Raw genomic sequence first — 24,643 nt, forward strand, 5'->3', positions numbered from 1 at the left:
TGTGCTTCGTCGGTGCCGGTGTACGTGACTGTGACGGGGCGGCGGGGCGAAACGTGCGGCACGGGGTGTTACGGCTGCGTCTCGAAGCGGGCACGGGGGCGGGACGCCGAGACCGGCAGGTGATCCTCCCTTGACCTACGACACGATGTCCTTGCGGGCGAAACCCCGGAAGGCCAGGGCGACCAGCACCAGCGCGTACGTGACCGAGACCGCCGCGCCCTGGATCATGCCCGACCACTGAGGGTTCGGCTGGACGGCGTCCGCCCAGGCGAACTGCCAGTGCGCGGGCAGGAAGTCGCGCCAGTGGCCCAGCGCCGTCACGGCGTCCAGGACGTTGCCGACGATGGTGAGGCCGACGGCGCCGCCGACCGCGCCGAGCGGGGCGTCGGTCCTGGTCGACAGCCAGAACGCGAGCGCGGCGGTGACCAGTTGGGACACGAAGATGTACGCCACGACCACCACCAGGCGCTGCGCGGCCGTGCCCGGGGCGAGCGAGCCGCCCGTGGGGATGGCCAGCGGTCCCCAGCCGTAGGCGACCGTGCCCACGGCCAGCGCCACCAGGGGCAGCAGCACCATCGCGGCCAGGCTCAGCCCGAGGCCGACGGCGAGCTTGGACGCGAGCAGCCGGGCGCGCGGCACCGGCGCGGCGAGCAGGTAGCGCAGGGAGGACCAGCTCGCCTCGGAGGCCACCGTGTCCCCGCAGAACAGGGCGACCGGGACGACCAGCAGGAAGCCCGCCGAGACGAACAGGTTGACCGCGGCGAAGTTGGCGCCGGAGGCGGTGGCGGTGTCCATCAGGGTGATGCGGTCGCCGGGGCCCTCCGGCTCGCCGCCGATCGCGAAGGCGACGACGAGGACGAACGGCAGGACGGCGAGGATCGCGCCCATGACCAGGGTGCGGCGCCGCTTGAGCTGGCGCACCAGCTCCACCCGCAGGGGCAGGGTGCGGCCCGCCCGGTAGCCGTGGGCGGAGTCGGACGCCGACGCCGGTCCGGGCGCGGGACCGGTCGTCACCGGCTTGGTGGGCGTGCTCACGCGGAACCTCCGATCAGGGTGAGGAAGGCGTCCTCCAGGCGGCGGTGCGGGCCGACCGACGCCACGGGCACTTCGAGCCGGACCAGTTCGGCGACCAGGCCGGGTGCGGTGCCGCCGGGGTCGAGGCGGACCAGGAGCCCGTCGTCGGTGTGCACGACGGAGGCCACGCCGGGCAGGGCGGCGACCTTGTCCACGAGCGGTTCGTCCACGGGCAGGGCGGTGCCGACCAGGAGGGTGTCGCCGGAGCCGATGATCTCGGCGACCGGGCCCGCCTGGACCAGCCGGCCCCGGTCCATGACCACGAGGTGCGTGCAGGACTGCTCGACCTCGGCCAGCAGGTGGCTGGAGACGATGACCGTGCGCCCGGCCGCCGCGTAGCGGATCATCACCTCGCGCATCTCGCGGATCTGCGGCGGGTCCAGGCCGTTGGTCGGTTCGTCCAGGATGAGGAGGTCGGGCAGGCCGAGCATGGCCTGGGCGATGGCCAGGCGCTGGCGCATGCCCTGGGAGTAGGTGCGCACCGCGCGGGCGAGCGCGTCGCCGAGACCGGCGATCTGGAGGGCCTCGTCCAGGTGGGCGTCCTCGGGCGGGCGGCCCGTCGCCCGCCAGTACAGCTCCAGGTTCTCCCGGCCGGAGAGGTGCGGCAGGAAGCCCGCGCCCTCGACGAAGGCGCCGACCCGGGACAGCACCGGGGCGCCGGGCCGGATGGCGTGGCCGAAGACCCGGATCTCGCCGTCGTCCGGCTTGATCAGGCCCATCAGCATCCGCAGGGTGGTGGTCTTGCCCGCGCCGTTGGGTCCGAGCAGGCCGAGCACCTGCCCCTTCTCCACGCGGAACGACAGCTCCTTTACCGCGTACCGCTCGGCGGACCCGGCGTAGCGCTTGCTCAGGCCGGTGATCTGCAGGGGTACGTCGGCGAGCGCCGGGTCGGGGGCGGGCGCGGCGGTGCGGCGGCGGGCCGTCCACAGCAGGGCCAGGGCGACGGCGGCACCGGCGAGGGGCAGCCACCACACCCAGGCGGGCAGCGGGGCGGCGGCGGTCGTCACGCCGGGGGCGGTCGGCACCTTCAGGTCGCCCTCGAGGGAGACGGTGTACGTCGCCGGGGCGGCCGGGGAGGCGTAGCCGAGGTCGGTGGAGGCGAGGACCAGGCGCAGTCGGTGGCCCTTCTCCACCTCGTGGTCGATCGCCGGGAGGGTGACCGTCACGTCCTTGCCGGCCTTGGCGTCCTCGACGCGGACGGGCGTGACCAGCTGGGAGGGGAGCACGGGTGAGGTGTCGCCGGGGCCGACGTCGTACACCTTGGCGAACAGGACGGCGTCCTCGGCGGTGGAGCGGACGTGGACGGTGGCCGTCGGCGAGCCGGTGATCCGCAGGTCGTCGCCGACCGGGGAGGACTCGAACGCGGCGTACTGGCCGGGGAAGTCCAGGGAGATCCCGACGCCGAGCGAGGAGAGCTGGGAGAGCCCTCCGGCGCCGCCGATGCCGGGGAGGGCGGAGACGGCGGGCGGGTTGGCCCCGGCCGGGTTGTCGACGCTCTGCTCGCGGCCGCGCAGGGGCACGGAGCGCTCTCCGTTCACCAGGCCCGGGTAGCGGTCGGCGCTCGCGCCGCGCAACTGGGCCTGGCCGTCGGTGGAGTCGACGCCTCCGGTGCGGGTGACGCGGAAGGCCGGGCCGGTGTCGGCGCTCGCGTCGTCCTTGAGGTACCGGTCGAACCAGTCGTCGACGCGTGCCTGGACGCGGTCGGTCTCCAGGTCGCCGCCGTCGTGGCCGCCCGCGATCCAGTCGACGTCGACGGGCGCGCCGTTCGCCCGGATCGCCTTCGCCGCGGCGTCGGCCTGGCCGAGCGGGAAGAGGGAGTCGGTCTGGCCCTGCGTCAGCAGGGTGGGCACCTTGATGCGCTCGCCGACCGCCTGCGGGCTGCGCTCCTGGAGGAGCTTCACGGCCTCGGCGTCGGGGGTGCCGGACTCGGCGACCCGCTGGTACATGCGGCACAGGTCCGCCTCGAACCGGCCGCAGCCGCCGCCGGAGTTGACGAAGATGCCGGCCCACAGCTTCTTGAAGACGCCGTTCGGGAACAGCGCGTCCGCCAGGTTCCAGTACGTGATCGCCGGGGCGACGGCGTCCACCCGGGCGTCGTGCCCCGCCGCGAGCAACGCGACCGCGCCGCCGTAGGAACCGCCCGCGATGCCCACGCGGGGATCGCCGTCCTTGTCCAGCTCGGTCTGCGGCTGCTGCGCGAGCCAGTCGATCAGGCGGGACACGTCGGCGACCTCGCCGTCCGGCGCGTTCAGCCCGATCTTCCCCGTGGACTTCCCGAAGCCGCGCGCCGACCAGGTCAGGACCGCGTACCCGTCCCGCGCCAGGTCCTCGGCCTGCTCCCGTACGTCGTCCTTGCTGCCGCCGAAGCCGTGCGCGAGCAGGACCGCCGGGCGTCGGCCGCCGGGGCCCGCCGTGAAGTACGAGGTGTCCAGGCGCACGCCGTCGCCCACCGCCATGACCCGGTCGGCGCGCCGCACCGGGGCCGGGTCGTCACCGGCGACGGCCGTCCACGTCCCGGCGCCGGCGAGCACGACGACGGCGGCCGCGGCGGCGAGCATCCGCCGCGGCCCCCGTAGCAGCCCTCGCACGCGGGGCAGTCGAAGATCCATGGCTCAACGGTACGGGCCGCCGCCGACAACGGAGGCCGCCCGGGGGCTGAACCGGCGGCCCTCCCACGGAAGTACGGGGCCGCTCGCGCGTACCACGGGCGCGGTAGGCCGGGCGGGGCCCGGCGGTCCGGTCAGGGTCCGCCGGGCTGTCCGGCTGCCCGGCTGCCGTCACGGTCCTGCGGGCTCCCGTACGTCCTGCGGGACCGTCACCAGCCAGCGGGTGTCGCGGCGCGGGCGCAGGTACAGGGCCCAGTACAGGGTGGCGACGGCGGCGATGGAGCCGGTCAGCAGCAGGTGGCTCGTCTCCTGCCGGGTCAGGACGTAGGCGAGGACCACGATCAGCACCGCCGGCACCACCGGCCACAGCGGCATGCGCCACGCGTGCGCGTGCCGGTGTGCCCCGCGCCGGGACAGCAGGGCGGCGACCGCGACCAGCAGGTACATCGCGGTCACGGAGACGCCGGTGACGCCGTACAGGGTGCCGAGGTTGACGTAGCACAGCGCGGCGCCCGGCACGCCGACGGCGAGGGTGGCGACCCACGGGGAGCCGAACCGGCCGAGCCTGGCGAAGAGTCCGTTGACCGGGGCGGGCCAGGCCTTGTCGCGGGCGGAGGCGAACAGCACGCGCGAGTTCTGGATGACCATGACGATGCCCGCGTTGATGATGGCGAGCGCCACGCACAGGCTCACGAAGGTGCCGACGGCGGAGTTGGACCAGGCGGTGACCATGGCACCGATGTCTCCGCCGGTCAGCTCCGCCAGGTCGGACGCGCCGAAGGTGATGGCGACGACCGGGACCAGGATGATCACCGTGGAGATGGCGAGGGTGGCCAGCACCGTGCGGGCGACGTTGCGGCGCGGGTTCTCCAGTTCCTCGGAGAGGTAGACGGCGGTGGAGAAGCCCTGGGTGATGAAGAGGGCGATGGCGAGCCCGGAGACGACCAGCATGGCCGTCACGGGGTCGGCTCCGCCGTTCGCGCCGCCCACCTCCATCGACACCAGGCTGCCGGGGCCGCGTTCGGCGTGGGCGAAGCCCAGCACCGCGACGACGGCCGCGGCGATGACCTCCAGGACCAGGAAGACGCCGGTGATCCAGGCGTTGGCGCGCAGGTCGAGCAGCCCGGCGAGGGTGGCGAGCAGCATGACGCCGGCACCCGCCAGGGACGGGTCGAGGTGCAGGACCGGTTCGAGGTAGTCGGCGGTGCCCATCGCGATCACCGGGGGCACGATCATGACGACCAGCAGGGACAGCACGAAGACCAGCCAGCCCGCCAGGCGCCCGGCCATCGTCGACACCATGGCGTACTCGCCGCCCGCGCTGGGGACCAGGGTGCCCAGCTCCGAGTAGCAGAACGCCACGGCGACGCAGAGCAGGGAGCCGATGGCGATGGTGAGCGCGGTGGCGGTGCCGAGCGAGCCGAAGAGGTCGGGGACGACCACGAACAGCGTGGAGGCGGGGGTCACGCACGACAGCGTCAGGAGTGTGCCGCCGACGACCCCGATGGAACGCTTCAGCGACCTCGACTCCGGAGGTGCCGGAACGTCCGGGGGCGCGGCGGCGGTCTCGACGGGACGGAGCGTGTCGGTCATGGAGCGGTTCCGATCGACTCGTGCGGCGTGGTTCGCGAGGGAGCGCTATCGCCTCCGGAGGCTGGGTCGTACGTCGTTCTGATTCGCTCCCGACGCCAGATGGAATCCCGACGAAAACCGCTGCGTCAATGGGTGTTTACCTACGGAAACCGTTGATCAAGACCGTTCATGCATCCGGAAACAGCAACACGGCCCTTGACGCGACGGGAGATTGAGCCGTGCGGGAACCGTAGGGGGCGGGGCAAAAAAACGTGCCGTCGTCCGGTATCCGGACGGTGTCGGTGGTGCCCGGTAGAGTCCGTCGCACAGTTGAATCACAGGAACGCAGCAATGGGTGGGGACTCATGAAGCTCAAGTACACCGCTGCCTGGGTGGGGCTCACGGCGGCCGCGATGGTGGCGGCCACCGCGTGCGGCTCGGAGGGCGCGAAGACGGCGGCCGAGACGGCCGACAAGGCCGTGGACAAGGCGGACACGATCATGGCGGCCCTCACGCGGGCCACCGACCGGACCGAGGAGCTGGGCTCCGCCGAGGTCAGGACGACGACCGACCTGGGCACCGGCGAGCCGATCGCCATGGACGGCACGTACTCCTGGGGCGACGGCTACGCGCTCGACGTGGAGATGGACGCCGAGGCGGTGCAGATGCAGGAGCTCACGGACTCGCCGACCGTGCGCACCCTCTTCGTGGACGGCGCCTACTACTACGACATCGACCCGCAGCCCGCCGGCCCCCTCGCGGGCAAGGAGTGGATGAAGATCGACGGGTCGGCCGTGTTCGGCGAGTCGGGCGCCGCCACGATGGCCGGTGGCGGCGGCGAGGGAAGCCCGGCGGACTCCATGAAGGGCCTGAAGTACGCCAGTGACGTCGACGATCTCGGCAAGGAGACCGTCAACGGCAAGCCGACGACCCACTACCGCGCGGTGCTCGACGAGCAGGACCTCGGCAAGTTCAAGGAAGTCTTCAAGGGCGACGACAGCATGTTCAACTCCGCCGCCGGCGCAGGCTCGATCACCATGGAGATCTGGGTGGGCGCCAAGGACCTGCCGGTGCGCCTGAAGCAGGACTTCGGCGCCATGACGGTCACCATGGACTTCGACAGGTGGGGCGCCACGAAGGACATCGTCGCCCCGCCCGCCGGCGAGGTCGGTGACCTCACGCAGGAGGTGAAGGACGCCGGCCTGCAACAGGGCTGAGAAGACGCGAAGGTGCCTCCGTCCCGCCGGGAGCGGGACCGAGGCACCTTGTGTCTCAGTGGTTGCGCGGGAAGCCCAGGTCCACGCCCGCCGGGGCGTCGGACGGGTCGGGCCAGCGGGTGGTGACGACCTTGCCGCGGGTGTAGAAGTGCGTGCCGTCGTTGCCGTAGATGTGGTGGTCGCCGAAGAGCGAGTCCTTCCAGCCGCCGAAGGAGTGGTAGCCGACGGGGACCGGGATCGGGACGTTCACGCCGACCATGCCGGCCTCGATCTCCAGCTGGAAGCGGCGGGCCGCGCCGCCGTCCCGGGTGAAGATCGCGGTGCCGTTGCCGAACGGCGAGGCGTTGATGAGAGCCACGCCCTCCTCGTAAGTCTCGGCGCGCAGCACGCACAGGACGGGGCCGAAGATCTCGTCCTGGTAGGCCTTCGCGGTGGTCGGCACCCGGTCGAGCAGGGAGATGCCGATCCAGTGGCCGTCCTCGTGGCCGTCCACCGTGTAGCCGGTGCCGTCCAGGACGACCTCGCAGCCCTCGGCCGCGGCGCCCGCGACGTAGGAGGCGACCTTGTCGCGGTGCGCCTTGGTGATCAGCGGGCCCATCTCGGAGGACGGGTCGGTGCCGGGGCCGATCTTGATCTTCTCGGCGCGCTCGCGGATCTTCTCCACCAGTTCGTCGCCGACGGCACCGACCGCGACGACCGCGGAGATCGCCATGCAGCGCTCCCCGGCCGAGCCGTAGGCGGCGCTCACGGCCGCGTCCGCCGCCGCGTCGAGGTCGGCGTCCGGCAGCACCAGCATGTGGTTCTTGGCGCCGCCGAGGGCCTGGACGCGCTTGCCGTTCGCGGAGGCGGTGGTGTGGATGTACCGGGCGATGGGGGTCGACCCGACGAAGGACACCGCCTTGACGTCCGGGTGCTCCAGGAGGCGGTCGACGGCCACCTTGTCGCCGTGCACGACGTTGAAGACGCCGTCCGGCAGACCGGCCTCGGAGAGCAGCTCGGCGACCTTCACGGCGGCCGACGGGTCCTTCTCGCTCGGCTTGAGGACGAAGGTGTTGCCGCAGGCGATGGCGATCGGGAACATCCACAGCGGCACCATCGCCGGGAAGTTGAACGGCGTGATGCCCGCCACCACGCCGAGCGGCTGCCGGATCGAGGACACGTCGACGCGGGTGGCGACCTGCGTCGACAGCTCGCCCTTGAGCTGGACGGTGATGCCGCAGGCCAGGTCGACGATCTCCAGGCCGCGCGCGACCTCGCCGAGCGCGTCGGAGTGCACCTTGCCGTGCTCGGCGGTGATCAGCTCGGCGATCTCGTCGCGGTGCGCGTCCAGCAGCGCCCGGAACCTGAAGAGGATCGAGGTCCGCTGCGCCAGGGACGACTGCCCCCAGGTCAGGTACGCCTCCTTGGCGGCGGCGACCGCGGCGTCCACCTCGTCGACGGAGGCGAAGGCGACCTTGGTGGTGACCTCGCCGGTCGCCGGGTTCGTCACCGGCCCGTACGTGCCCGAGGCGCCTTCGGCGGTCTTGCCGCCGATCCAGTGGTTGACGATGTTCGTCATGACCGAGAACTCCTTCACAGATGGCGGCGACGGGTCCAGACGTGCCGTTGGTGCAGCTCGCGCTGCTCGTGCTGCTCACGGGCCGGGACCTGCGACGGTCGGGTCGCGGTCGCGGCCGTGACTCCATCCCAGCAGCCCGCGGCCGCAGGCGCGCCCGACACTGTGTCTGCGGTTCGGGTGTCCGCGTAGACACGTGGGGCAGTGTGGGCGGTCCGCGCCGGGACGCGACGCGGGGACCTCCGGCGCGGAGCCGGTGCGAGCGGGGAGTTGGCGCTCGTGCCTCGCTCCTGCCAGGGCGAGGCCGCCTTCCCGCGCCGGAGGCGTTCGGTGGGGGAACCGGCGACCGGGCCGTGTGCCATCGGGTCGTGCGCCATCGCGTTCCCTTCTTGCCCGCGCCCTTGCGTTCACCCCGGTTTCTAGCCCCGTGCGTGCGGCCTGTCAATGTTTTGTCCGGACATTCGGACGACTTGAGCCGGGTGGCGGCCCGAGTGGCGCTCCGAGTGGTGGTCCGATGACGGTCCGGGGGCACCCACGGGCGTACGGCGGAACGCGGCCGGCCGCCACAGTCAACGCGCCGCGCCTGAACGACGGCGTACGCCTATGTGGCACTCGTGTCACAAAAGCACCCACCGGGTCACACATGTCACGCGCACGCGGGGCTTGTGTCACACCCGGGAACGACCCCTGTCCGCCCCGCACTCCGTGTCGTTCACCCGGAACAGGCTTGGTGATCGCCAGCGCAGCGCCCGGCTCCCCCCGGCGGCCGTCCCCGGCCGCCGCCGCGGCGCGCGCAGGGAGGTGCAACGAGTGACCGACCGAAGGCTCTGGTCCTACAAGGACATCGCGGCCCACATCCACGTCCAGCCGGACACCGTGCGGTCGTACCGCAAGCACGGGCTGCTGCCCCCGCCCGACCACGTGGAGGGCGGAAAGCCGTACTGGTACGCCGACACGGTCCGGACCTGGGTGGCCTCCCGCCCCCGCAACCGGAACAAGTAGCGCCGCCCCGCCGGAAAACCGTTCTGTGCCCCACCGCCGCGTGGGGCACAGTGCCGTGCATGGACTTCTCCCTGAAACCCGTCCTCACCGGCGACAAGACCGTCCTGCGGCCGTTCACCCCCGAGGACGCCGACACGATGTGGGAGATCGTCAACGACCCCGAGGTCGTCCGCTTCACCTTCGAGCCGACCACCGAACTCACCCTCGACACACTGCGCTCCTGGTACGGCGTGCGCACCGCCGCTCCCGACCGGCTCGACCTGGCCGTCACCGACCGGGCCACCGGCGAACTCGTCGGCGAGGTCGTCCTGTACGAGTGGGACCCGTCGGCCCGCAGCTGCACCTTCCGCACCCTCGTGGGGCCCCGGGGCCGCGGCCGCGGACTGGGCAGCGAGGCGACGCGGCTCATCGTCGGGCACGCCTTCGAGCAGGTCGGCCTGCACCGCGTCCAGTTGGAGGTCTACGCCGACAACCCGCGGGCGCGGCGGGTGTACGAGAAGGCCGGTTTCGTGGTGGAGGGCGTGCGGCGGGAGGCCGCCCTGCGGGACGGCGTGTGGGTGGACGACGTGCTGATGGCGGTCCTCGACCACGAGTGGGCCGCGCACGGGCGCGGCGCAGGGGGACGAGGGTGACGGGTGAATCTCGCCTTTATACCCCCTAGGGGTAAGGTGGAGTGAGTGGTCCGGGCCGGACCACGGGCACCCGCCCACGCACGTCCCCCGACGAGGAGTAACGACATGACCGCCCAGACCGACACCACCCAGGGCTCCGTCACCACCGTCTACAAGGTGAGCGGAATGAGCTGCGGCCACTGCGAGGGCGCCGTCTCCGGCGAGATCTCCGAGATCGCGGGCGTCGGCTCCGTGCAGGCCGTCGCCGCCACCGGTGAGGTCACCGTCGTCTCCGAGGCCCCCCTCGACGACGCGGCCGTGCGCGCCGCCGTGGACGAGGCGGGCTTCGAGCTCGTCGGCCGGGTCTGAGCCCCGGCGCCCCCACCGTTCTGGAGTCCGGACCATGACCAGCAGCACCGCGGACACCCGCACCGCCACGACGGGCGCCGATCCCGGCCTCGCCGAGGTCGAGCTGCTCATCGGCGGGATGACCTGCGCCTCCTGCGCGGCCCGCGTCGAGAAGAAGCTCAACCGCATGGACGGCGTCACCGCCACGGTGAACTACGCGACGGAGAAGGCCCGGGTCAGCCACCCGGCGACCACCCCGGTCGCCGAGCTGATCGCCACCGTCGTGAAGACCGGGTACACCGCCGAGGAGCCCGCGCCGCCCCCGGAGCCCTCGGACGAGGCGGCTCCCGGGGACGGCGGCGGCGATCCGGAGCTGTCGGCCCTTCGTCAGCGCCTGGTCGTCTCGGTCCTCCTCGCCGTCCCCGTCGTCCTGCTCGCGATGGTCCCGGCGCTCCAGTTCGACAACTGGCAGTGGCTCTCGCTCACCCTGGCCGCCCCCGTCGTGGTGTGGGGCGGCCTGCCCTTCCACCGCGCCGCCTGGACGGGCCTGCGGCACGGCGCGGCCACCATGGACACGCTGGTCTCGCTCGGCACGCTGGCGGCGTTCGGCTGGTCTCTGTGGGCGCTGTTCTTCGGCGACGCGGGCATGCCGGGCATGCGGCACGGCTTCGACCTCACCGTCTCCCGCACGGACGGCGCCTCCGCGATCTACCTGGAGGCCGCCGCCGGAGTCACCGCCTTCCTGCTCCTCGGCCGCTGGCTGGAGGCCCGCTCCAAGCGCCGCGCCGGGGCCGCGCTGCGGGCGCTGATGGAGCTGGGCGCCAAGGACGTGGCCGTACTGCGGGACGGGCGCGAGGTGCGGATACCGGTGGCCCGGCTGGCCGTGGGCGACCGGTTCGTCGTACGGCCCGGCGAGAAGATCGCCACCGACGGCACGGTGACCGAGGGCGCCTCGGCGGTGGACGCCTCCCTGCTGACCGGCGAGTCCGTGCCGGTGGACGTCGCCGTCGGCGACTCCGTCACCGGCGCCACGGTGAACGCCGGGGGCCGGCTGGTGGTCGAGGCGACCCGGGTCGGCGCGGACACGCAGCTGGCGCGGATGGCGAAGCTGGTGGAGGACGCGCAGAGCGGCAAGGCCGAGGTGCAGCGGCTGGCCGACCGGATCTCCGGCGTCTTCGTGCCCGTGGTCCTGCTGATCGCGGTCGCCACCTTCGGCGGCTGGCTCGGCGCGAGCGGTGACACGGTCGCCGCGTTCACCGCGGCCGTCGCCGTCCTGATCATCGCCTGCCCGTGCGCCCTGGGCCTCGCCACGCCGACCGCGCTGCTGGTCGGCACCGGGCGCGGCGCCCAGCTCGGCATCCTCATCAAGGGCCCGGAGGTGCTGGAGTCCACGCGGCGCGTCGACACGGTCGTCCTGGACAAGACCGGCACGGTCACCACCGGCCGCATGACCCTGCACGAGGTGTACGCCGCCGAGGGCACCGACGAGGAGGAGCTGCTGCGGCTCGCGGGCGCCGTCGAGCACGCCTCCGAGCACCCGGTGGCCCGCGCGGTCGCGGCCGGGGCCCAGGAACGGCTCGGCGCGCTGCCGGGCGTCGAGGACTTCGAGAACGTCCCCGGGCGCGGTGTACGCGCCCGCGTGGAGGGCCGCGAGGTGGCCGTGGGGCGCCTCTACGACACGCTGCCACCCGAGGTCGCCCGGGCCGCCGACGAGGCCGAGAGGAAGGGCCGTACGGCCGTCGTCGTCGGCTGGGACGGCCGGGCGCGCGGGATGGTGGCCGTGGCGGACGCGGTCAAGGAGACCAGCGCGGAGGCGGTGGCCGGGCTGCGCCGCCTCGGCCTGACCCCGGTCCTGCTGACCGGCGACAACCGCCGGGTGGCCGAGTCGGTCGCGGCGGCCGTCGGCATCGACGAGGTGATCGCCGAGGTGCTGCCCGAGGACAAGGTCGCGGTGGTGGAGCGGCTGCGGGCCGAGGGCCGTACGGTCGCCATGGTGGGGGACGGCGTCAACGACGCCGCCGCGCTCGCCGTCGCCGATCTGGGCCTGGCGATGGGCACGGGGACGGACGCGGCGATCGAGGCGGGCGACCTGACGCTGGTGCGCGGCGACCTGCGGGTGGCGGCGGACGCGATCCGGCTGTCCCGGCGCACCCTGGCCACGATCAAGGGCAACCTCGTGTGGGCCTTCGGCTACAACGTGGCCGCGCTGCCGCTGGCCGCCGCCGGGATGCTGAACCCGATGATCGCGGGAGCGGCGATGGCCTTCTCCTCGGTCTTCGTGGTCACCAACAGCCTCCGGCTGCGCACCTTTCGCTGAGGCCCGGGCGCGTCAGTGGCCGGGCCCGCGGCCGTCGTGCGCGTAGGGCGGGACGCCTGTCGGGAACGGGGCGCCGGTCTCGCGGGAGGTGGACGCCGCCGCCCGGTCGTCGGCGGACCGGTCCGCGCCGTACAGGACCAGGGCCCAGGCCAGGCAGGCGAAGGCCGCCGTGTGCAGCAGCGCGCGCACGATGTTCCAGGTGACCCAGGCCGCCTCGAACCGTTCACGGACGGCGGCCGGATCGCCGATGGAGTCCGGGTCGCCGGCCCGCGCCAACCGGTCGTTGAGCGGCACGTTCACCGTGACGGTCACCGCGAACGCGACCAGGTAGAGCACGAGCGCGGCGACGAGCCAGGGCAACGCCGGCCGGCCGTGACCGCGCCAGGCGAGGAACACCGCCAGGGCGATCAGTGGGACCGACCCCACGAACGGAAGCATGAACACGGGGTTGACGATCGACTTGTTGATGCCCTGCATCGTCGCCGTGAACGTGTGGTCGGAGGTGCCGCGCAGTCCCGGCATCACGGCGTAGGCGAAGGCCGCGAAGAGTCCCGCCATCAGGCCGGAGGCGAGGACGGAGGCGAGCAGGGTGCCGGTCTGGGTGGCTCTCACGAGGGGGTCCCGGGGGTCCAGACGCCGGTGGCCGCGGCCTCGGCGACGTGCTCGGTGAAGTCGCGGGCCGGCCGGCCGAGGACCTGGCGGACGCCGTCGCCGAGGTGGGCGTTGCGGCCGTCGAGGACTTCCGTGAACAGGTACGTCAGCAGGCCGATGACGTCGGCGGGGACGCCGTGCGCGGCGAGTTCGGCGGCGTAGCCCTCCACGGGGACCGTGACGTAGCCGATCTCACGGCCGGTCGCCGCTCCTATCGCGGTGGTGGCCTGCGCGAAGGTGAGCAGCCGGGGGCCGGTCAGGTCGTAGGTGCGGCCGGTGTGTCCGCCTTCGGCGAGGACGGTGGCGGCGACCTCCGCGATGTCGTCGGCATCGACGAACGGCTCCTCGACGTCCCCGACCGGCAGCGCGAGCGCCCCGTCGAGAATCGGACCGAGGAAGTCGCCCTCGCTGAAGTTCTGCGCGAAGAAGGAGGCACGCAGGACCGTCCACTCCGCGTCCTGGGCCGCCAGCGCCTTCTCGCATGCCTCGGCCTCCGGCTCGCCGCGCCCGGAGAGCAGCACCAGACGGCGTGCTCCGGCCCGTACCGCGAGTTCGGCGAAGGCGCCGATCGCCTCGGGAGCGCCGGGCACGGCGAGGTCCGGCTGGTAGGACACGTAGACGGCGTCCACGCCGGCCAGGGCCGGCTGCCAGGTCGTGGCGTCGTTCCAGTCGAAGGGGATTCCGCCGTTCCGTGAGCCGATCCGGACCTTGTGGCCGCGATCGGTCAGCCGGCGTACGACACGGCGTCCGGTCTTTCCGGTTCCGCCCAGGACCAGGGTGAGTGCGGGTGATGTCATGGTGATGGCCTCGGCTTTCGTGGCTGGCGCTGCGGTGTCCGCCCGCTGCGGTGTGTTCCCAGCCTCGGCCTCCCGCGTGTGGCCATCAACTGCCATTCCTGCAAGGATCGTTGACCTCTGGGTTATCAATGGGGGGCGTGGTGGAGCGGCGTGAGATCGAGATCTTCCTGACGGTCGGCGAGGAGTTGCACTTCGGACGCAGCGCCGAGCGACTGCACGTCTCGGTGGCCATGGTCAGCAAGACGATCCGCAAACTGGAACGGTCGGTCGGCGCGAGCCTCTTCGAGCGGACCAGCAGACGGGTGGCCTTCACCGCGATCGGGCGGCGTCTCTTCGAGGATCTGAGGCCCGCGCACCAGGAGATCCTGGACGCCTTCGCCCGAGCGGTGGCCTCGGGCCGGGGACTGGACGGCGTGTTGCGGGTCGGGTTCCTGGGAACCGTGACGGCGGAGTTCGTGTTGCGCGCGGCGGAGCTGCTGCGGACCCGGCATCCGGGATGCGAGGTGCGGCTGCGCGAGAGCCGTTTCACGGACGGGACGGCGCCCCTGCGCGACGACCTGATCGACGTCCTGCTCATCGACAACTTCGCGGCACCGGTGTCGGCGCTCGCACCCGGCCACAGCGCGGGCCCGGTGCTGTTCCGGGAGGCGCCCGTGCTCGCCGTCTCGGCCCGGCATCCGCTGGCGCGACGGGAGGCGGTGGACGTGTCGGAGCTGGCGCGGTACGAGATGCTGCGGCCGCGGGCGTCCTCGGAACAGGCGGAGCGGACTTCCGCTCCCGGGGAGGCGGCCGAGGGCTCCGTCCCGGGGCAGACGCCCCGATGGGCCGCTCCCCGGGGCGCGGAGCGGTTGTTCCCCGCGGGACGGGCACAGCCGCCGTCCGCCCCCGGCGGAACGCCCGGGGGCCGGGGAGCCGGGCGGAACACGGAATTCAGCAGTGTCCAGGAGATGTGGGCGCTGGTCGGCGCGGGCCACGGGGTCTTCCCCGTCCCGTCGCACGCGAGCGTGTACGACGCCCGCCCCGACGTCGCCTTCGTCCCGGTCGAGGGCGCCCCGGCGTACGAGTGGCGCCTGATCTGGCTCTCCTCGGCGGACAACCACCGCATCCGCGCCTTCTCCGAAGCGGCCCGCGACTACGCGGCGGCGCATCCCGATCCGCTGACGCGGGCCGCGGGGGCCAACTGAGGCCGAGCCGCCGTACCGTGGCGGTGGTCCGCATTTCACGCAGGTCGAGGGGCTGTGCCTCTGGAGTCCAGCACGCACCTCACATAAGCTCTTCACAAGGCTCGCGCATCTTCCTTACGCTTGAGTCCCGCGCGACGTACGGGGCTCTTGCGCACCTAACGGACATATGCAAGAGACGCAGATCACAGTGATGCGAACGTAACCATCGAAGGGGTTCGAAGGTCTAAGTTGGCGATGTCAGGCAGCGTCTTGGGGGGCGCCACCTGGCATCTGGGGATGTCTTGGGGGACTTTCCCAGAGCTGCGTTGCCGGGACACGTACACCGGGAAGCTTTGAGCGGCCCTCCCGGGTGTGCGCTGTCCCGGCAGACCGCGCACCGCAAGCACGACCAGCACCACCAGCACCACCAGCACCACCAGCACGACACAGCGAATTCAGGCGCTGTCCTCACAGACGCCCGGCCGGATCCCGTGGGGGGAATCCGCACCGGGACATGGGAAGGCGCCCTGGATCGTCGGCCCGTGGGGGGACCGGCGCCAGGGCGCCTTCTGCTGTCCGGGTCCGTTCAGGCGTTGCGCCACGGCACGGAAAAGTCCCGTACCACTCGGGGCGGTACGGGACTCACCAGGCGCGCTGCGGGGGTGCCGTGCGGCTCAGCGCTCCTCGACGGGGATGAAGTCGCGCTCGACGACGCCCGTGTAGATCTGGCGCGGGCGGCCGATGCGGGAACCCGGCTCCTTGATCATCTCGTGCCACTGGGCGATCCAGCCCGGCAGCCGGCCGAGGGCGAACAGGACCGTGAACATCTCGGTCGGGAAGCCCATGGCCCGGTAGATCAGGCCGGTGTAGAAGTCGACGTTCGGGTAGAGGCTGCGCGAGACGAAGTAGTCGTCGGAGAGCGCGTGCTCCTCCAGCTTCAGGGCGATGTCCAGCAGCTCGTCGGACTTGCCGAGGGCGGAGAGCACGTCGTGCGCGGCGGCCTTGATGATCTTGGCGCGCGGGTCGAAGTTCTTGTAGACCCGGTGGCCGAAGCCCATCAGGCGGACGCCGTCCTCCTTGTTCTTCACCTTGCGGATGAAGGAGTCGACGTCGCCGCCCGCGTCGCGGATGCCTTCCAGCATCTCCAGCACCGACTGGTTGGCGCCGCCGTGCAGCGGGCCCCACAGGGCGTTGATGCCGGCGGAGATCGAGGCGAACATGTTCGCCTGCGAGGAGCCCACCAGGCGGACGGTGGAGGTCGAGCAGTTCTGCTCGTGGTCCGCGTGCAGGATCAGCAGCTTGTCGAGCGCCGCGACGACCGTCGGGTCCAGCTCGTACTCCTGCGCCGGCACCGAGAACGTCATGCGCAGGAAGTTCTCGACGTAGCCGAGGTCGTTGCGCGGGTAGACGAACGGGTGGCCGATCGACTTCTTGTACGCGTAGGCCGCGATCGTCGGAAGCTTCGCGAGCAGCCGGATCGTGGAGAGGTTGCGCTGCCGCTCGTCGAACGGGTTGTGGCTGTCCTGGTAGAAGGTGGACAGCGCCGAGACCACCGACGACAGCATGGCCATCGGGTGGGCGTCGCGCGGGAAGCCCTTGTAGAAGTTCTTGACGTCCTCGTGCAGCAGGGTGTGCTGCGTGATCTCGTCCTTGAACGCGGACAGCTCGTCGACGGTCGGCAGCTCACCGTTGATCAGCAGGTAGGCCACCTCCACGAAGGAGGAGCGCTCGGCCAGCTGCTCGATCGGGTAGCCGCGGTACCGGAGGATGCCGGCTTCGCCGTCCAGATAGGTAATGGCGGATTTGTAGGCGGCGGTGTTGCCGTATCCGCTGTCCAGCGTCACCAGACCGGTCTGGGCGCGGAGCTTCCCGATGTCGAAGCCCTTGTCACCGACGGTGCTGTCGATCACCGGGTAGGTGTACTCGCCGTCGCCGTACCGCAGTACTACCGAGTTGTTGGTGTGCTCGCTCACGTCTTCCCTCACCGACGTAGTGCCTCATCTTCGAGGTGCCCTGACTGTCTCTACCATCCCCCACTTGGCTCAGGAGAGTGCACTCGGGGTCGACCATCGGGCCTATCGGCGGCACTCAGTGCCGTCAACTTGCTCATCCTGCCCCCTCCGGGGCCCATCCGGAAGTGCTGTGTGACCTTTCCGACTCGTTTGATCGATCATTTTTTTCACAGGGGTGGACAGGTTTACCGCAAGGTTTCACGGCCGGGGCCCGGCCAGCCGGAAGTCGAGCGCCGTGCACCGCCGTCCGGCCGACACCGTGCGCACCGCCTGCCCGATCGCCTTGCGCGAGCCGACGAGGACGACCAGCTTCTTCGCCCGGGTGACCGCCGTGTACAGCAGGTTCCGCTGGAGCATCATCCAGGCACCGGTCGTCACGGGGATCACGACGGCCGGATACTCGCTCCCCTGGGACCGGTGGATGGTGACCGCGTACGCGTGGGCCAGCTCGTCCAGCTCGTCGAAGTCGTACGGCACCTCCTCGTCCTCGTCGGTCAGCACCGTGAGGCGCTGGTCCACCGGGTCGAGCGAGGTGACGACGCCCACGGTGCCGTTGAAGACGCCGTTCTCGCCCTTCTCGTAATTGTTGCGGATCTGGGTGACCTTGTCGCCGACCCGGAAGACACGTCCGCCGAACCGCTTCTCCGGTACGTCCGGGCGTCCCGGGGTGACGGCCTGCTGGAGCAGTCCGTTCAGCGTCCCGGCGCCGGCGGGTCCCCGGTGCATGGGCGCCAGCACCTGCACGTCCCGGCGCGGATCGAGCCCGAACTTCGCGGGGATGCGCCGCGCGGCGACGTCGACGGTGAGCCGCCCCGCCTCCTCGGTGTCGTCCTCGACGAAGAGGAAGAAGTCCTTCATGCCGTCGGTGACCGGGTGCTGTCCGGCGTTGATCCGGTGCGCGTTGGTGACCACGCCGGACTGCTGGGCCTGCCGGAAGACGCGGGTGAGGCGCACGGCGGGGACCGGGCTGCCGGGCGCCAGCAGGTCCCGCAGCACCTCCCCCGCACCCACGCTCGGCAGCTGGTCGACGTCCCCGACGAGCAGCAGGTGGGCGCCGGGCGGCACGGCTTTCGCCAGCTTGTTGGCGAGGAGCAGATCGAGCATCGACGCCTCGTCCACCACCACCAGGTCGGCGTCGAGCGGCCGCTCCCGGTCGTAGGCCGCGTCGCCGCCGGGCTTCAGCTCCAGCAGCCGGTGCACGGTGGACGCCTCGGCGCCGGTCAGCTCAGCGAGCCGCTTGGCGGCCCGGCCGGTGGGCGCGGCGAGCACGACCTTCGCCTTCTTGGCCCGCGCCAGCTCCACGATCGACCGCACGGTGAAGGACTTGCCGCAGCCGGGCCCGCCGGTGAGCACGGCGACCTTCTCGCTGAGCGCGAGCCTGACGGCGGCCTCCTGCTCGGGCGCGAGATCGGCACCCGTGCGCTGCTTCAGCCATGCCAGCGCCTTGTCCCAGTCCACGTCCTGGAAGCCGGGCATCCGGTCCTCGTCCGTGTGGAGGAGACGGCGGAGCTGCCCGGCCAGGGCCAGCTCGGCACGGTGGAAGGGCACGAGGTACACGGCGGTGACGGGATCGCCACCCTCGGAGCCGGGGACCTTCTCCCGCACCACACCGGGGTCGCCGTCCGGGTCCTCCGGCTCGGCGGCCAGCTCGCCCAGGCACTCGATGACGAGCCCGGTGTCCACCTGGAGCAGCTTCACCGCGTCGGCGATCAGCTTCTCCTCGGGGAGGTAGCAGTGCCCCTGGTCGGTGGCCTGCGAGAGCGCGTACTGCAGCCCGGCCTTCACCCGCTCCGGGCTGTCGTGCGGGATCCCGACGGACTGGGCGATCTTGTCGGCGGTGAGGAAGCCGATGCCCCAGACGTCGGCGGCGAGCCGGTAGGGCTGGTTCTTCACGACGGAGATCGAGGCGTCGCCGTACTTCTTGTAGATCCGCACGGCGATGGAGGTGGACACCTCGACGGTCTGGAGGAAGAGCATGACCTCCTTGATCGCCTTCTGCTCCTCCCAGGCGTCGGCGATCTTCTTCGTCCGCTTGGGGCCGAGGCCGGGCACCTCGATCAGCCGCTTGGGCTCCTCCTCGATGATGGTGAGGGTGTCCAGCCCGAAGTGCTGCGTGATCCGGTCCGCGAAGACCGGCCCGATCCCCTTGACCAGCCCGGACCCGAGATAACGCCGGATGCCCTGGACGGTGGCGGGCAGCAGCGTCGTGTAGTTCTCCACGTGGAACTGCTTGCCGTACTGGGGGTGCGACCCCCAGCGCCCCTCCATCCGCAGCGACTCCCCCACCTGCGCACCGAGCAGCGCACCGACGACGGTCAGCAGATCGCCGGCGCCTCTGCCGGTGTCGACGCGGGCGACGGTGTAGCCGTTCTCCTCGTTGGCGTACGTGATCCTCTCCAGGACGCCTTCGAGGGTGGCGAGCCGCCGCTCACCGGGGGCCGCGGGGGGCTGGTTGGGCATGGTGCGACGGTACCGGTGGGGTGTGACAGCGGTGCGCGGTGCGGCAGGATCAGGCAAACATGGGGCTCACTTACGGCTACGACATCTACCTGCCTCCTCGGAACGTCGCCGGGGCGCTGGCCGCCGTCGCCGAGTTGGCACCCCCGTCCGGTGCCGTACCGCCGCTCGACGTCACGCTGCCCGGGGGCGAGCGGATCGTCCTCCCGTTCACGTCCGGGTTCGGCAGCGAGCCGGTGGACTGCGCCGACAGCGAGACGCTCGACCTGGACACGTCCCTCATGTTCCCTGTGGACGACGCGGTGCGGGCGTACGGGGAGTCGTACGGACTGCCGCCCGAGGAGAACGGGCGGGTTCAGATCGGGTACGTCTACCTGACGGTCCGGTTCGCGTCCTTCCTGGATCCCCGGTACACGGCACTGGAGTTCTGGGCGCCGACGACCGGCTTGAGCCGCCTGTTCGAGCGGTCGGCGAGCATCAGAAGGACGTTCACCGGTCTCGCCGCCGCCGTCGGCGCCGCGTGCTGCCTGTTCGACGTGGGCGACGGGAGCCCTGGGGAGGTGTGCTGGGTCAGCGGGGAGGCAGGTTTCCCTCCGGCTCCGCCATCGCCGTGAGGAAGTGGGTGAACGCGGCACAGGGGAAGCTGAGGGTGGCTCGGGCGGGGGCCTTGCTGTCGCGGACGGCGACGTGGGTGGTCGAGGTGGCTATCTCGACGCACTCGTTGCCATCGCCCTCGCCGGAGTATGAAGACTTCCGCCAGTGGCCATGAGTGCTCATGGGTACCTCACAGCTCCTTCGTCAGCTGATGGATGAAATCGCGCGACTTGTCGGGCCCAAGTGCTACTTCCTCCACCATACGGAAACGCATTCGATAAGCGTCGAGTTGCGCCTCGGAGTCAATGAAGACCGAACCGTGCGGCGCATCTCGCACGACGGTGTCCAGCTTGGGCAATGGACCACTCACGTACGTCATAGTGCTGGAAGCTCTGGCGAAGTTGTCCAGGTCGAAGGGGATGACGCGCACGGTGATGTGATCCGCCTCCGAGAGCGCTGCGAGCCGGGCCAGTTGCGCCCTTGAGTTGTCACGGTCGCCGACCCTGATCCGGAGCGCGGCTTCATGGATCACCGCTTCGTATGGGATGGCGAATGCCTGACGCGCCTTGCGGTGCTGGATGCGCACCTCCAACTCCTCGGCGGTCAAAGCCGGCAGCCTGGCGGAGAAGACGGCGCGCGAATAGTCCTCCGTCTGTAGCAGCCCCGGTACGTACAGGATCGCCACGTGGCGGAGGAACCGGGCGTGGTGCTCCAGCTCGGACAGGTCCAGGAAGGGCGTGGGAAGCAGACCTCGGTACTCCTCCCACCAGCCGGTTGACCGCTCAGTGGCCATGGCGACGAGCGCCTCGACGAACTCCTCGTCCGTACAGGCGTAGTGGGAGGCCAGTCGGCGAACTCGCTGCTCGCTCACGCCCGCGAGTGCGGACTCGATGTGAGTGATCTGGGCGGGCGCTACACCGAGCAGCTCCGCCGCCTGGCGGGAGTTGAACCCCGCTGCCTCACGGAGCCTGCGCAGTTCGGTTGCCAGTCGCACCTGACGTGCCGTCGGTTCGCGCCTCTTCACCATCGACTGGCCCTCTTCACACGTCCGTTGGTGCGACTCGTTCGGTGTCAGATTACGCGATCGACTTGCCGCGTCCCTAAATTTAGATCTACCGTCAGTGACGCGACGCACACCGTGCGAAACCGGAAGCGCACCGTTCCGTCCTGCCACGACGGCTCCGGCGATGACACCGGCCCGCTCTCAACTCCCCCCACACAAGGGAACCCCTCATGCCTGAAAACGAACCCTGGGAGTACTCCCTCTACATCCCCAACGACCTCCGCGCCGTCACCATCAGTCGCCGCACCCTCCGTCTGGTCCTCACCATGCACGGGCTGATCCGTCTAGTCGACGTCGCCGAACTGCTGGCCACGGAGCTGGTCTCCAACGCCGTACGGCACACCAAGGGCCCCGCCGCCCTCCGCATCCGCTGGTCACCGCCCGGCACTCTGCGGATCGGGGCGTGGGACGCGGACCCCGAACCGCCCGAGCCGCCCGCGCGGTTCGAGAGGGTGACGGAGCTGGAGGAAGGGCGGGGCCTCGCGCTCGTGCGGGCTTGCGCGGACGTCTGGGGGTGGCACCCGCGGTCCAGACACGGCAACAGGGGCAAGTACGTGTGGTGCGAGTTGCAATTGACAGGCAGCTGTACGGCTGCCTAACGTAATAGGTAGCCAATGGGCTGCATGTCAGAGGGGCGGAGATGGACGAGGTCTTCAAGGCGTTGGCGGACGGCAGTCGGCGACGGCTGCTGGACAGTCTGAACGCGCGCAACGGGCAGAGCCTGCGCGAGCTGTGCGCCGGGCTGGACATGGCCCGGCAGTCGGTCAGCAAGCACCTGGCGGTGCTGGAGGCGGCCCGTCTGGTCACCACCGTGCGGCGGGGCCGGGAGAAGCTGCACTACCTCAACGCCGAACCGATCAACGCCATCGCCGAACGCTGGATCAGCCGCTACGACCGCGAGCGCGTGCACGCACTCGCCGACCTCAAGCACGCGCTGGAGGAGACCGCCATGGACAGCAACGCCTTCGTCTACACGACCCACATCAGGACCACGCCCGAGAAGCTGTGGCAGGGCCTGACCGATCCGGCCTTCACCCGTCGCTACTGGGGCGTGGAGTTCGACACCGACTGGCGGGCCGGGTCGCCCGTGGTCTGGCGGGAGCGGAAGGCCGAGACCGCCGACCCCGAGCAGGTCGTGCTCGAGTCCGACCCCTTCCGGCGGCTGGCGTACACCTGGCACACCTTCACGCCGGAGTGGGCCGAGGCCAACGGGATCGACGACGCGACCCTTGCCCGGCTCTCCGCCGAGCGGCGGTCGAAGGTCGCCTTCGACATCGAGGACCTCGGCGGCGGCTCGGTGAAGCTGACCGTCGTCCATGACGGGTTCGAGCCCGGCAGCACCGCCCGCGAGATGATCCAGCACGGCTGGCCCGCCCTCCTGTCCAGCCTCAAGACGCTGCTGGAGACCGGAGAGGCGCTCCCGGAACCGCACTGAGCCGCCCGGCTCAGCGGCTCAGGACCGTCTCCTCGCCCATCCGCGACAGCTTCTCCGGATTGCGCACCGCGTACAGCCCCGTGATGCGGCCGGCCTCGAAGCGCACCGCCACCACGGTGTCCAGCTCGCCGTCGAGCCGGATGACCAGGGCCGGGTGCCCGTTGACCTGAGCCGGGTCCATCGTCATCGCGACGGGCAGCTTGACCAGGCCGCCCAGCATGAGGCGGGCCACCTTGTCGGCGCCGACGATCGGCCGCAGCACCGCTTGCTTGATGCCGCCGCCGTCGCCGAGCAGGACGACGTCGGGAGCGAGGATGTCGAGCAGGCCCTGGAGGTCACCGGTCTGGACGGCCCGCTGGAACGCGGCGAGCGCGTCCCGGGTCTCGGCGCGCGAGACGGCTCCGCGCGGTCTGCGTGCCGCGACGTGCGCGCGGGCCCGGTGCGCGGTCTGGCGGACGGCGGCCGGGGTCTTGTCGACGGCGTCGGCGATCTCGTCGTAGTCGAGTGCGAACACCTCGCGCAGCACGAACACCGCCCGCTCGGTCGGCGTCAGCGTCTCCAGGACCAGCATCATCGCCATCGACACGCTGTCGGCCAGCTCGACGTCCTCGGCCACGTCGGGCGTGGTGAGCAGCGGCTCGGGCAGCCAGGAACCGACGTAGGACTCCTTGCGGCGGCCGAGGGTGCGCAGCCGGTTCAGGGCCTGGCGGGTGGTGATGCGGACCAGGTACGCGCGCCGGTCGCGCACCGTGTCGAGGTCGACCCCCGCCCACTTCAGCCAGGTCTCCTGGAGCACGTCCTCGGCGTCGGCGGCCGAGCCGAGCATCTCGTAGGCCACGGTGAAGAGCAGGTTGCGGTGGGCGACGAACGCCTCCGTGGCCCCGTCCTCTTCCCGGCCGCTGTTCTCGCTGGTCACCAGCTTCTCCCGTTCGTTCGGTTCCGGCGGTGTCTCGCGCACGGGACACCGCTCGCCCCGGTTCTGTGACACCCGTCCGTGGTGGCCCAGGTCACGTCCGCGTCCTGTCACAGGGTGCGGGGCGGCGGCGTCTTGTGTGCGTCAGTGAGGCACCGAGAGCGAGGACGAGACCATGGACCCCCGATTCAACCTGTTCGAGAACGAGGTCGGCAGCCGGTTCGCCAAGCGGTTCGCGGGCACCGCGACGATCCTCCAGCAGTCGACCGTGCCGCACTCCACGCAGGAGCTGCTGGCGTTGCGGGCCAGCCAGATCAACGGCTGCGGGCACTGCATCGACATGCACACCAAGGAGGCCGCCGCCGCGGGCGAGAGCGCGGTACGGCTCCACCTGGTCGCCGCCTGGCGCGAGTCGACCGTGTTCACCGAGGCCGAGCGGGCCGCCCTGGCCCTCGCCGAGGAGGGCACCCGGCTCGCCGACGCCCACCAGGGCGTGTCCGACGAGACGTGGGCCCAAGTGCGCAAGCACTACGACGACAACGAGGTCGCCGCGCTGGTCTGCATGGTCGCCATGATCAACGCGGCCAACCGGCTCGCCGTGATCACCCACCAGCAGGGCGGCTCGTACGAGGCGGGGATGTTCGCGGCCGCCATGGACTGAGCGGCACGAGCGGCACCAGCCGCACGAACGGCCCGGCTCAGGACCGCGGGAGGGCGCCGACGACCAGCTCCACGTCGGCGCCCTCCCGCACGACCAGGTCCCGCACCCGCCACGCCCGCGCGTCGATCCGGGTCCCGGCGGCCGTGGTGTGGGCGGGGACGGACAGCACCAGGGGCGGCCCCTCCCCCCGCTCCGTGCGCAGCCGCGCCGCCACCATCACGCCGTCGGAGAACCGCAGGTCCACGTCGAGCGGCCGGGGTCCGGCGACGAACGCGCCCGGGTCCGGGAGCCCTTGGACGCGGCAGCGCGCCCCCGGGAAGAGGTGCGTGTGTCCGCACAGCGCCGGGAAGGTGTCCGTCCCGGCCGGTCCGTCGGAGGGGTGGGCCATGCGTCTGCTCCCGGGGTCGTGGAAGGGCGGCGGCGCGCGCCCCCGCACGCGGCGAGGCGGCCGCCGCCGTCCTCCCGTTCCTACCGTCCGACCGGCCCGGACGGTACTCGGCCGGACCGTTCGGGGCCGTGGACCGGGTGCCGGGCGACGGTCCACCGCACCGGACGGGCCCGGTCACGATTGGGTCTCGGCCGGAATCCACCCCTT

22 protein-coding genes and 1 pseudogene are annotated in these 24,643 nt (G+C 71.5%); 10 read left to right on the forward strand and 13 right to left on the reverse strand.

Annotation, left to right across the window (positions count from 1 at the left end; all coding sequences use genetic code 11):
- Window positions 1–135: 135 nt before the first annotated feature.
- The 3 genes from ACGH52_RS13995 to ACGH52_RS14005 all read right to left on the reverse strand — a co-directional run bounded on the left by ACGH52_RS13995 (window position 136) and on the right by ACGH52_RS14005 (window position 5,273).
- Window positions 136–1,014, reverse strand: coding sequence for an ABC transporter permease (locus ACGH52_RS13995; RefSeq protein WP_399946754.1), 879 nt, complete (start codon window positions 1,012–1,014; stop codon window positions 136–138).
- A gap of 17 nt (window positions 1,015–1,031) precedes the next feature.
- Window positions 1,032–3,683: a CocE/NonD family hydrolase gene (locus tag ACGH52_RS14000; RefSeq protein ID WP_399939460.1), complete on the reverse strand. Its 2,652-nt coding sequence runs from the start codon at window positions 3,681–3,683 to the stop codon at window positions 1,032–1,034.
- Between the two features lie 168 nt (window positions 3,684–3,851).
- The gene (locus ACGH52_RS14005; RefSeq protein WP_399939463.1) at window positions 3,852–5,273 is read right to left on the reverse strand and encodes an APC family permease; all 1,422 of its coding nucleotides are present in this window, start codon (window positions 5,271–5,273) and stop codon (window positions 3,852–3,854) included.
- A gap of 344 nt (window positions 5,274–5,617) precedes the next feature.
- Between ACGH52_RS14005 and ACGH52_RS14010 the strand changes: the two genes are divergently transcribed.
- Entirely contained in the window at window positions 5,618–6,469 is an 852-nt protein-coding gene (locus ACGH52_RS14010; RefSeq protein ID WP_399939466.1) for a hypothetical protein, read from the forward strand.
- Window positions 6,470–6,524: 55 nt separating this feature from the next.
- Here the strand turns inward: ACGH52_RS14010 and mmsA are convergent, their stop codons facing one another.
- Both mmsA and ACGH52_RS14020 read right to left on the reverse strand, forming a co-directional pair.
- On the reverse strand, window positions 6,525–8,027 hold the full coding sequence (gene mmsA, locus ACGH52_RS14015) for a CoA-acylating methylmalonate-semialdehyde dehydrogenase (RefSeq protein ID WP_059300469.1): 1,503 nt from the start codon (window positions 8,025–8,027) through the stop codon (window positions 6,525–6,527).
- A 14-nt stretch (window positions 8,028–8,041) separates the two neighbouring features.
- Window positions 8,042–8,245 (reverse strand): annotated as a pseudogene (locus ACGH52_RS14020) (hypothetical protein); the annotation flags it as partial.
- A 589-nt stretch (window positions 8,246–8,834) separates the two neighbouring features.
- Here ACGH52_RS14020 and ACGH52_RS14025 point away from each other — a divergent pair.
- The 4 genes from ACGH52_RS14025 (at window position 8,835) to ACGH52_RS14040 (ending at window position 12,302) form a co-directional block, all read left to right on the forward strand.
- Window positions 8,835–9,026 (forward strand): AlpA family transcriptional regulator, encoded by a 192-nt coding sequence (locus tag ACGH52_RS14025; protein ID WP_052838066.1) that lies wholly within the window; start codon window positions 8,835–8,837, stop codon window positions 9,024–9,026.
- A gap of 59 nt (window positions 9,027–9,085) precedes the next feature.
- Complete coding sequence (locus ACGH52_RS14030; RefSeq protein WP_399939470.1) at window positions 9,086–9,658, forward strand: GNAT family N-acetyltransferase; 573 nt, start codon at window positions 9,086–9,088, stop codon at window positions 9,656–9,658.
- A gap of 105 nt (window positions 9,659–9,763) precedes the next feature.
- Window positions 9,764–10,006, forward strand: a complete 243-nt coding sequence (locus ACGH52_RS14035; RefSeq protein WP_059300470.1) for a heavy-metal-associated domain-containing protein — start codon at window positions 9,764–9,766, stop codon at window positions 10,004–10,006.
- A 34-nt stretch (window positions 10,007–10,040) separates the two neighbouring features.
- A complete protein-coding gene (locus ACGH52_RS14040; RefSeq protein WP_399939473.1) occupies window positions 10,041–12,302 on the forward strand; it encodes a heavy metal translocating P-type ATPase in 2,262 nt (753 codons plus the stop codon).
- A 12-nt stretch (window positions 12,303–12,314) separates the two neighbouring features.
- Here ACGH52_RS14040 and ACGH52_RS14045 read toward each other — a convergent pair whose 3' ends face one another.
- Both ACGH52_RS14045 and ACGH52_RS14050 read right to left on the reverse strand, forming a co-directional pair.
- Complete coding sequence (locus ACGH52_RS14045; protein ID WP_076974413.1) at window positions 12,315–12,914, reverse strand: DUF1772 domain-containing protein; 600 nt, start codon at window positions 12,912–12,914, stop codon at window positions 12,315–12,317.
- Window positions 12,911–13,750, reverse strand: coding sequence for an NAD(P)H-binding protein (locus ACGH52_RS14050; RefSeq protein WP_121703111.1), 840 nt, complete (start codon window positions 13,748–13,750; stop codon window positions 12,911–12,913). The genes ACGH52_RS14045 and ACGH52_RS14050 overlap by 4 nt, the downstream gene beginning before the upstream one ends.
- A gap of 137 nt (window positions 13,751–13,887) precedes the next feature.
- On the opposite strand from ACGH52_RS14050, the gene ACGH52_RS14055 reads away from it, so the two are divergent.
- Window positions 13,888–14,934 carry a LysR family transcriptional regulator gene (locus ACGH52_RS14055; RefSeq protein WP_399939477.1) on the forward strand — a complete coding sequence of 349 codons (1,047 nt, stop codon included), beginning with the start codon at window positions 13,888–13,890 and terminating at the stop codon, window positions 14,932–14,934.
- Window positions 14,935–15,587: 653 nt separating this feature from the next.
- Here the strand turns inward: ACGH52_RS14055 and ACGH52_RS14060 are convergent.
- Together ACGH52_RS14060 and ACGH52_RS14065 are read right to left on the reverse strand one after the other, a co-directional pair.
- Complete coding sequence (locus ACGH52_RS14060) at window positions 15,588–16,886, reverse strand: citrate synthase (RefSeq protein WP_059300474.1); 1,299 nt, start codon at window positions 16,884–16,886, stop codon at window positions 15,588–15,590.
- A 237-nt stretch (window positions 16,887–17,123) separates the two neighbouring features.
- Window positions 17,124–19,385 carry an ATP-dependent RecD-like DNA helicase gene (locus ACGH52_RS14065; RefSeq protein WP_399939480.1) on the reverse strand — a complete coding sequence of 754 codons (2,262 nt, stop codon included), beginning with the start codon at window positions 19,383–19,385 and terminating at the stop codon, window positions 17,124–17,126.
- A gap of 59 nt (window positions 19,386–19,444) precedes the next feature.
- On the opposite strand from ACGH52_RS14065, the gene ACGH52_RS14070 reads away from it, so the two are divergent.
- Window positions 19,445–19,996 (forward strand): hypothetical protein, encoded by a 552-nt coding sequence (locus tag ACGH52_RS14070; protein ID WP_210975372.1) that lies wholly within the window; start codon window positions 19,445–19,447, stop codon window positions 19,994–19,996.
- On the opposite strand, the gene ACGH52_RS14075 is transcribed toward ACGH52_RS14070, so the two are convergent.
- Both ACGH52_RS14075 and ACGH52_RS14080 read right to left on the reverse strand, forming a co-directional pair.
- Window positions 19,953–20,159, reverse strand: coding sequence for a DUF397 domain-containing protein (locus tag ACGH52_RS14075; RefSeq protein WP_121703108.1), 207 nt, complete (start codon window positions 20,157–20,159; stop codon window positions 19,953–19,955). The two genes, ACGH52_RS14070 and ACGH52_RS14075, sit on opposite strands and share 44 nt — an antisense overlap.
- A gap of 7 nt (window positions 20,160–20,166) precedes the next feature.
- The gene (locus tag ACGH52_RS14080; RefSeq protein WP_210975371.1) at window positions 20,167–21,003 is read right to left on the reverse strand and encodes a helix-turn-helix transcriptional regulator; all 837 of its coding nucleotides are present in this window, start codon (window positions 21,001–21,003) and stop codon (window positions 20,167–20,169) included.
- Window positions 21,004–21,209: 206 nt separating this feature from the next.
- Here ACGH52_RS14080 and ACGH52_RS14085 point away from each other — a divergent pair, with 206 nt between their 5' ends.
- Both ACGH52_RS14085 and ACGH52_RS14090 read left to right on the forward strand, forming a co-directional pair.
- Window positions 21,210–21,638 (forward strand): ATP-binding protein, encoded by a 429-nt coding sequence (locus ACGH52_RS14085; RefSeq protein ID WP_399939485.1) that lies wholly within the window; start codon window positions 21,210–21,212, stop codon window positions 21,636–21,638.
- 41 nt (window positions 21,639–21,679) lie between these two features.
- Window positions 21,680–22,474 (forward strand): metalloregulator ArsR/SmtB family transcription factor, encoded by a 795-nt coding sequence (locus ACGH52_RS14090; RefSeq protein ID WP_210975367.1) that lies wholly within the window; start codon window positions 21,680–21,682, stop codon window positions 22,472–22,474.
- A 10-nt stretch (window positions 22,475–22,484) separates the two neighbouring features.
- Here the strand turns inward: ACGH52_RS14090 and ACGH52_RS14095 are convergent, their stop codons facing one another.
- Window positions 22,485–23,432, reverse strand: coding sequence for an RNA polymerase sigma-70 factor (locus tag ACGH52_RS14095; protein ID WP_210975366.1), 948 nt, complete (start codon window positions 23,430–23,432; stop codon window positions 22,485–22,487).
- 130 nt (window positions 23,433–23,562) lie between these two features.
- Here ACGH52_RS14095 and ACGH52_RS14100 point away from each other — a divergent pair, with 130 nt between their 5' ends.
- Window positions 23,563–24,048, forward strand: coding sequence for a carboxymuconolactone decarboxylase family protein (locus ACGH52_RS14100; RefSeq protein WP_076974424.1), 486 nt, complete (start codon window positions 23,563–23,565; stop codon window positions 24,046–24,048).
- Between the two features lie 37 nt (window positions 24,049–24,085).
- On the opposite strand, the gene ACGH52_RS14105 is transcribed toward ACGH52_RS14100, so the two are convergent.
- On the reverse strand, window positions 24,086–24,436 hold the full coding sequence (locus ACGH52_RS14105; RefSeq protein WP_399939490.1) for a hypothetical protein: 351 nt from the start codon (window positions 24,434–24,436) through the stop codon (window positions 24,086–24,088).
- Between the last annotated feature and the right edge of the window lie 207 nt (window positions 24,437–24,643).

The organism is Streptomyces sp. BBFR25, from assembly GCF_044590125.1.
GTDB lineage: Bacteria > Actinomycetota > Actinomycetes > Streptomycetales > Streptomycetaceae > Streptomyces > Streptomyces canus_D.

What these genes read in the sequence shown, in the direction of transcription:
- ACGH52_RS14000 (WP_399939460.1), bottom strand. Translation starts at nt 3,683, where the DNA reads ATGGATCTTCGACTGCCCCGCGTGCGAGGGCTGCTACGGGGGCCGCGG.
- ACGH52_RS14005 (WP_399939463.1), bottom strand. Translation starts at nt 5,273, where the DNA reads ATGACCGACACGCTCCGTCCCGTCGAGACCGCCGCCGCGCCCCCGGAC.
- ACGH52_RS14010 (WP_399939466.1), top strand. Translation starts at nt 5,618, where the DNA reads ATGAAGCTCAAGTACACCGCTGCCTGGGTGGGGCTCACGGCGGCCGCG.
- mmsA (WP_059300469.1), bottom strand. Translation starts at nt 8,027, where the DNA reads ATGACGAACATCGTCAACCACTGGATCGGCGGCAAGACCGCCGAAGGC.
- ACGH52_RS14030 (WP_399939470.1), top strand. Translation starts at nt 9,086, where the DNA reads ATGGACTTCTCCCTGAAACCCGTCCTCACCGGCGACAAGACCGTCCTG.
- ACGH52_RS14035 (WP_059300470.1), top strand. Translation starts at nt 9,764, where the DNA reads ATGACCGCCCAGACCGACACCACCCAGGGCTCCGTCACCACCGTCTAC.
- ACGH52_RS14040 (WP_399939473.1), top strand. Translation starts at nt 10,041, where the DNA reads ATGACCAGCAGCACCGCGGACACCCGCACCGCCACGACGGGCGCCGAT.
- ACGH52_RS14050 (WP_121703111.1), bottom strand. Translation starts at nt 13,750, where the DNA reads ATGACATCACCCGCACTCACCCTGGTCCTGGGCGGAACCGGAAAGACC.
- ACGH52_RS14065 (WP_399939480.1), bottom strand. Translation starts at nt 19,385, where the DNA reads ATGCCCAACCAGCCCCCCGCGGCCCCCGGTGAGCGGCGGCTCGCCACC.
- ACGH52_RS14070 (WP_210975372.1), top strand. Translation starts at nt 19,445, where the DNA reads ATGGGGCTCACTTACGGCTACGACATCTACCTGCCTCCTCGGAACGTC.
- ACGH52_RS14075 (WP_121703108.1), bottom strand. Translation starts at nt 20,159, where the DNA reads ATGAGCACTCATGGCCACTGGCGGAAGTCTTCATACTCCGGCGAGGGC.
- ACGH52_RS14080 (WP_210975371.1), bottom strand. Translation starts at nt 21,003, where the DNA reads ATGGTGAAGAGGCGCGAACCGACGGCACGTCAGGTGCGACTGGCAACC.
- ACGH52_RS14085 (WP_399939485.1), top strand. Translation starts at nt 21,210, where the DNA reads ATGCCTGAAAACGAACCCTGGGAGTACTCCCTCTACATCCCCAACGAC.
- ACGH52_RS14090 (WP_210975367.1), top strand. Translation starts at nt 21,680, where the DNA reads ATGGACGAGGTCTTCAAGGCGTTGGCGGACGGCAGTCGGCGACGGCTG.
- ACGH52_RS14100 (WP_076974424.1), top strand. Translation starts at nt 23,563, where the DNA reads ATGGACCCCCGATTCAACCTGTTCGAGAACGAGGTCGGCAGCCGGTTC.
- ACGH52_RS14105 (WP_399939490.1), bottom strand. Translation starts at nt 24,436, where the DNA reads ATGGCCCACCCCTCCGACGGACCGGCCGGGACGGACACCTTCCCGGCG.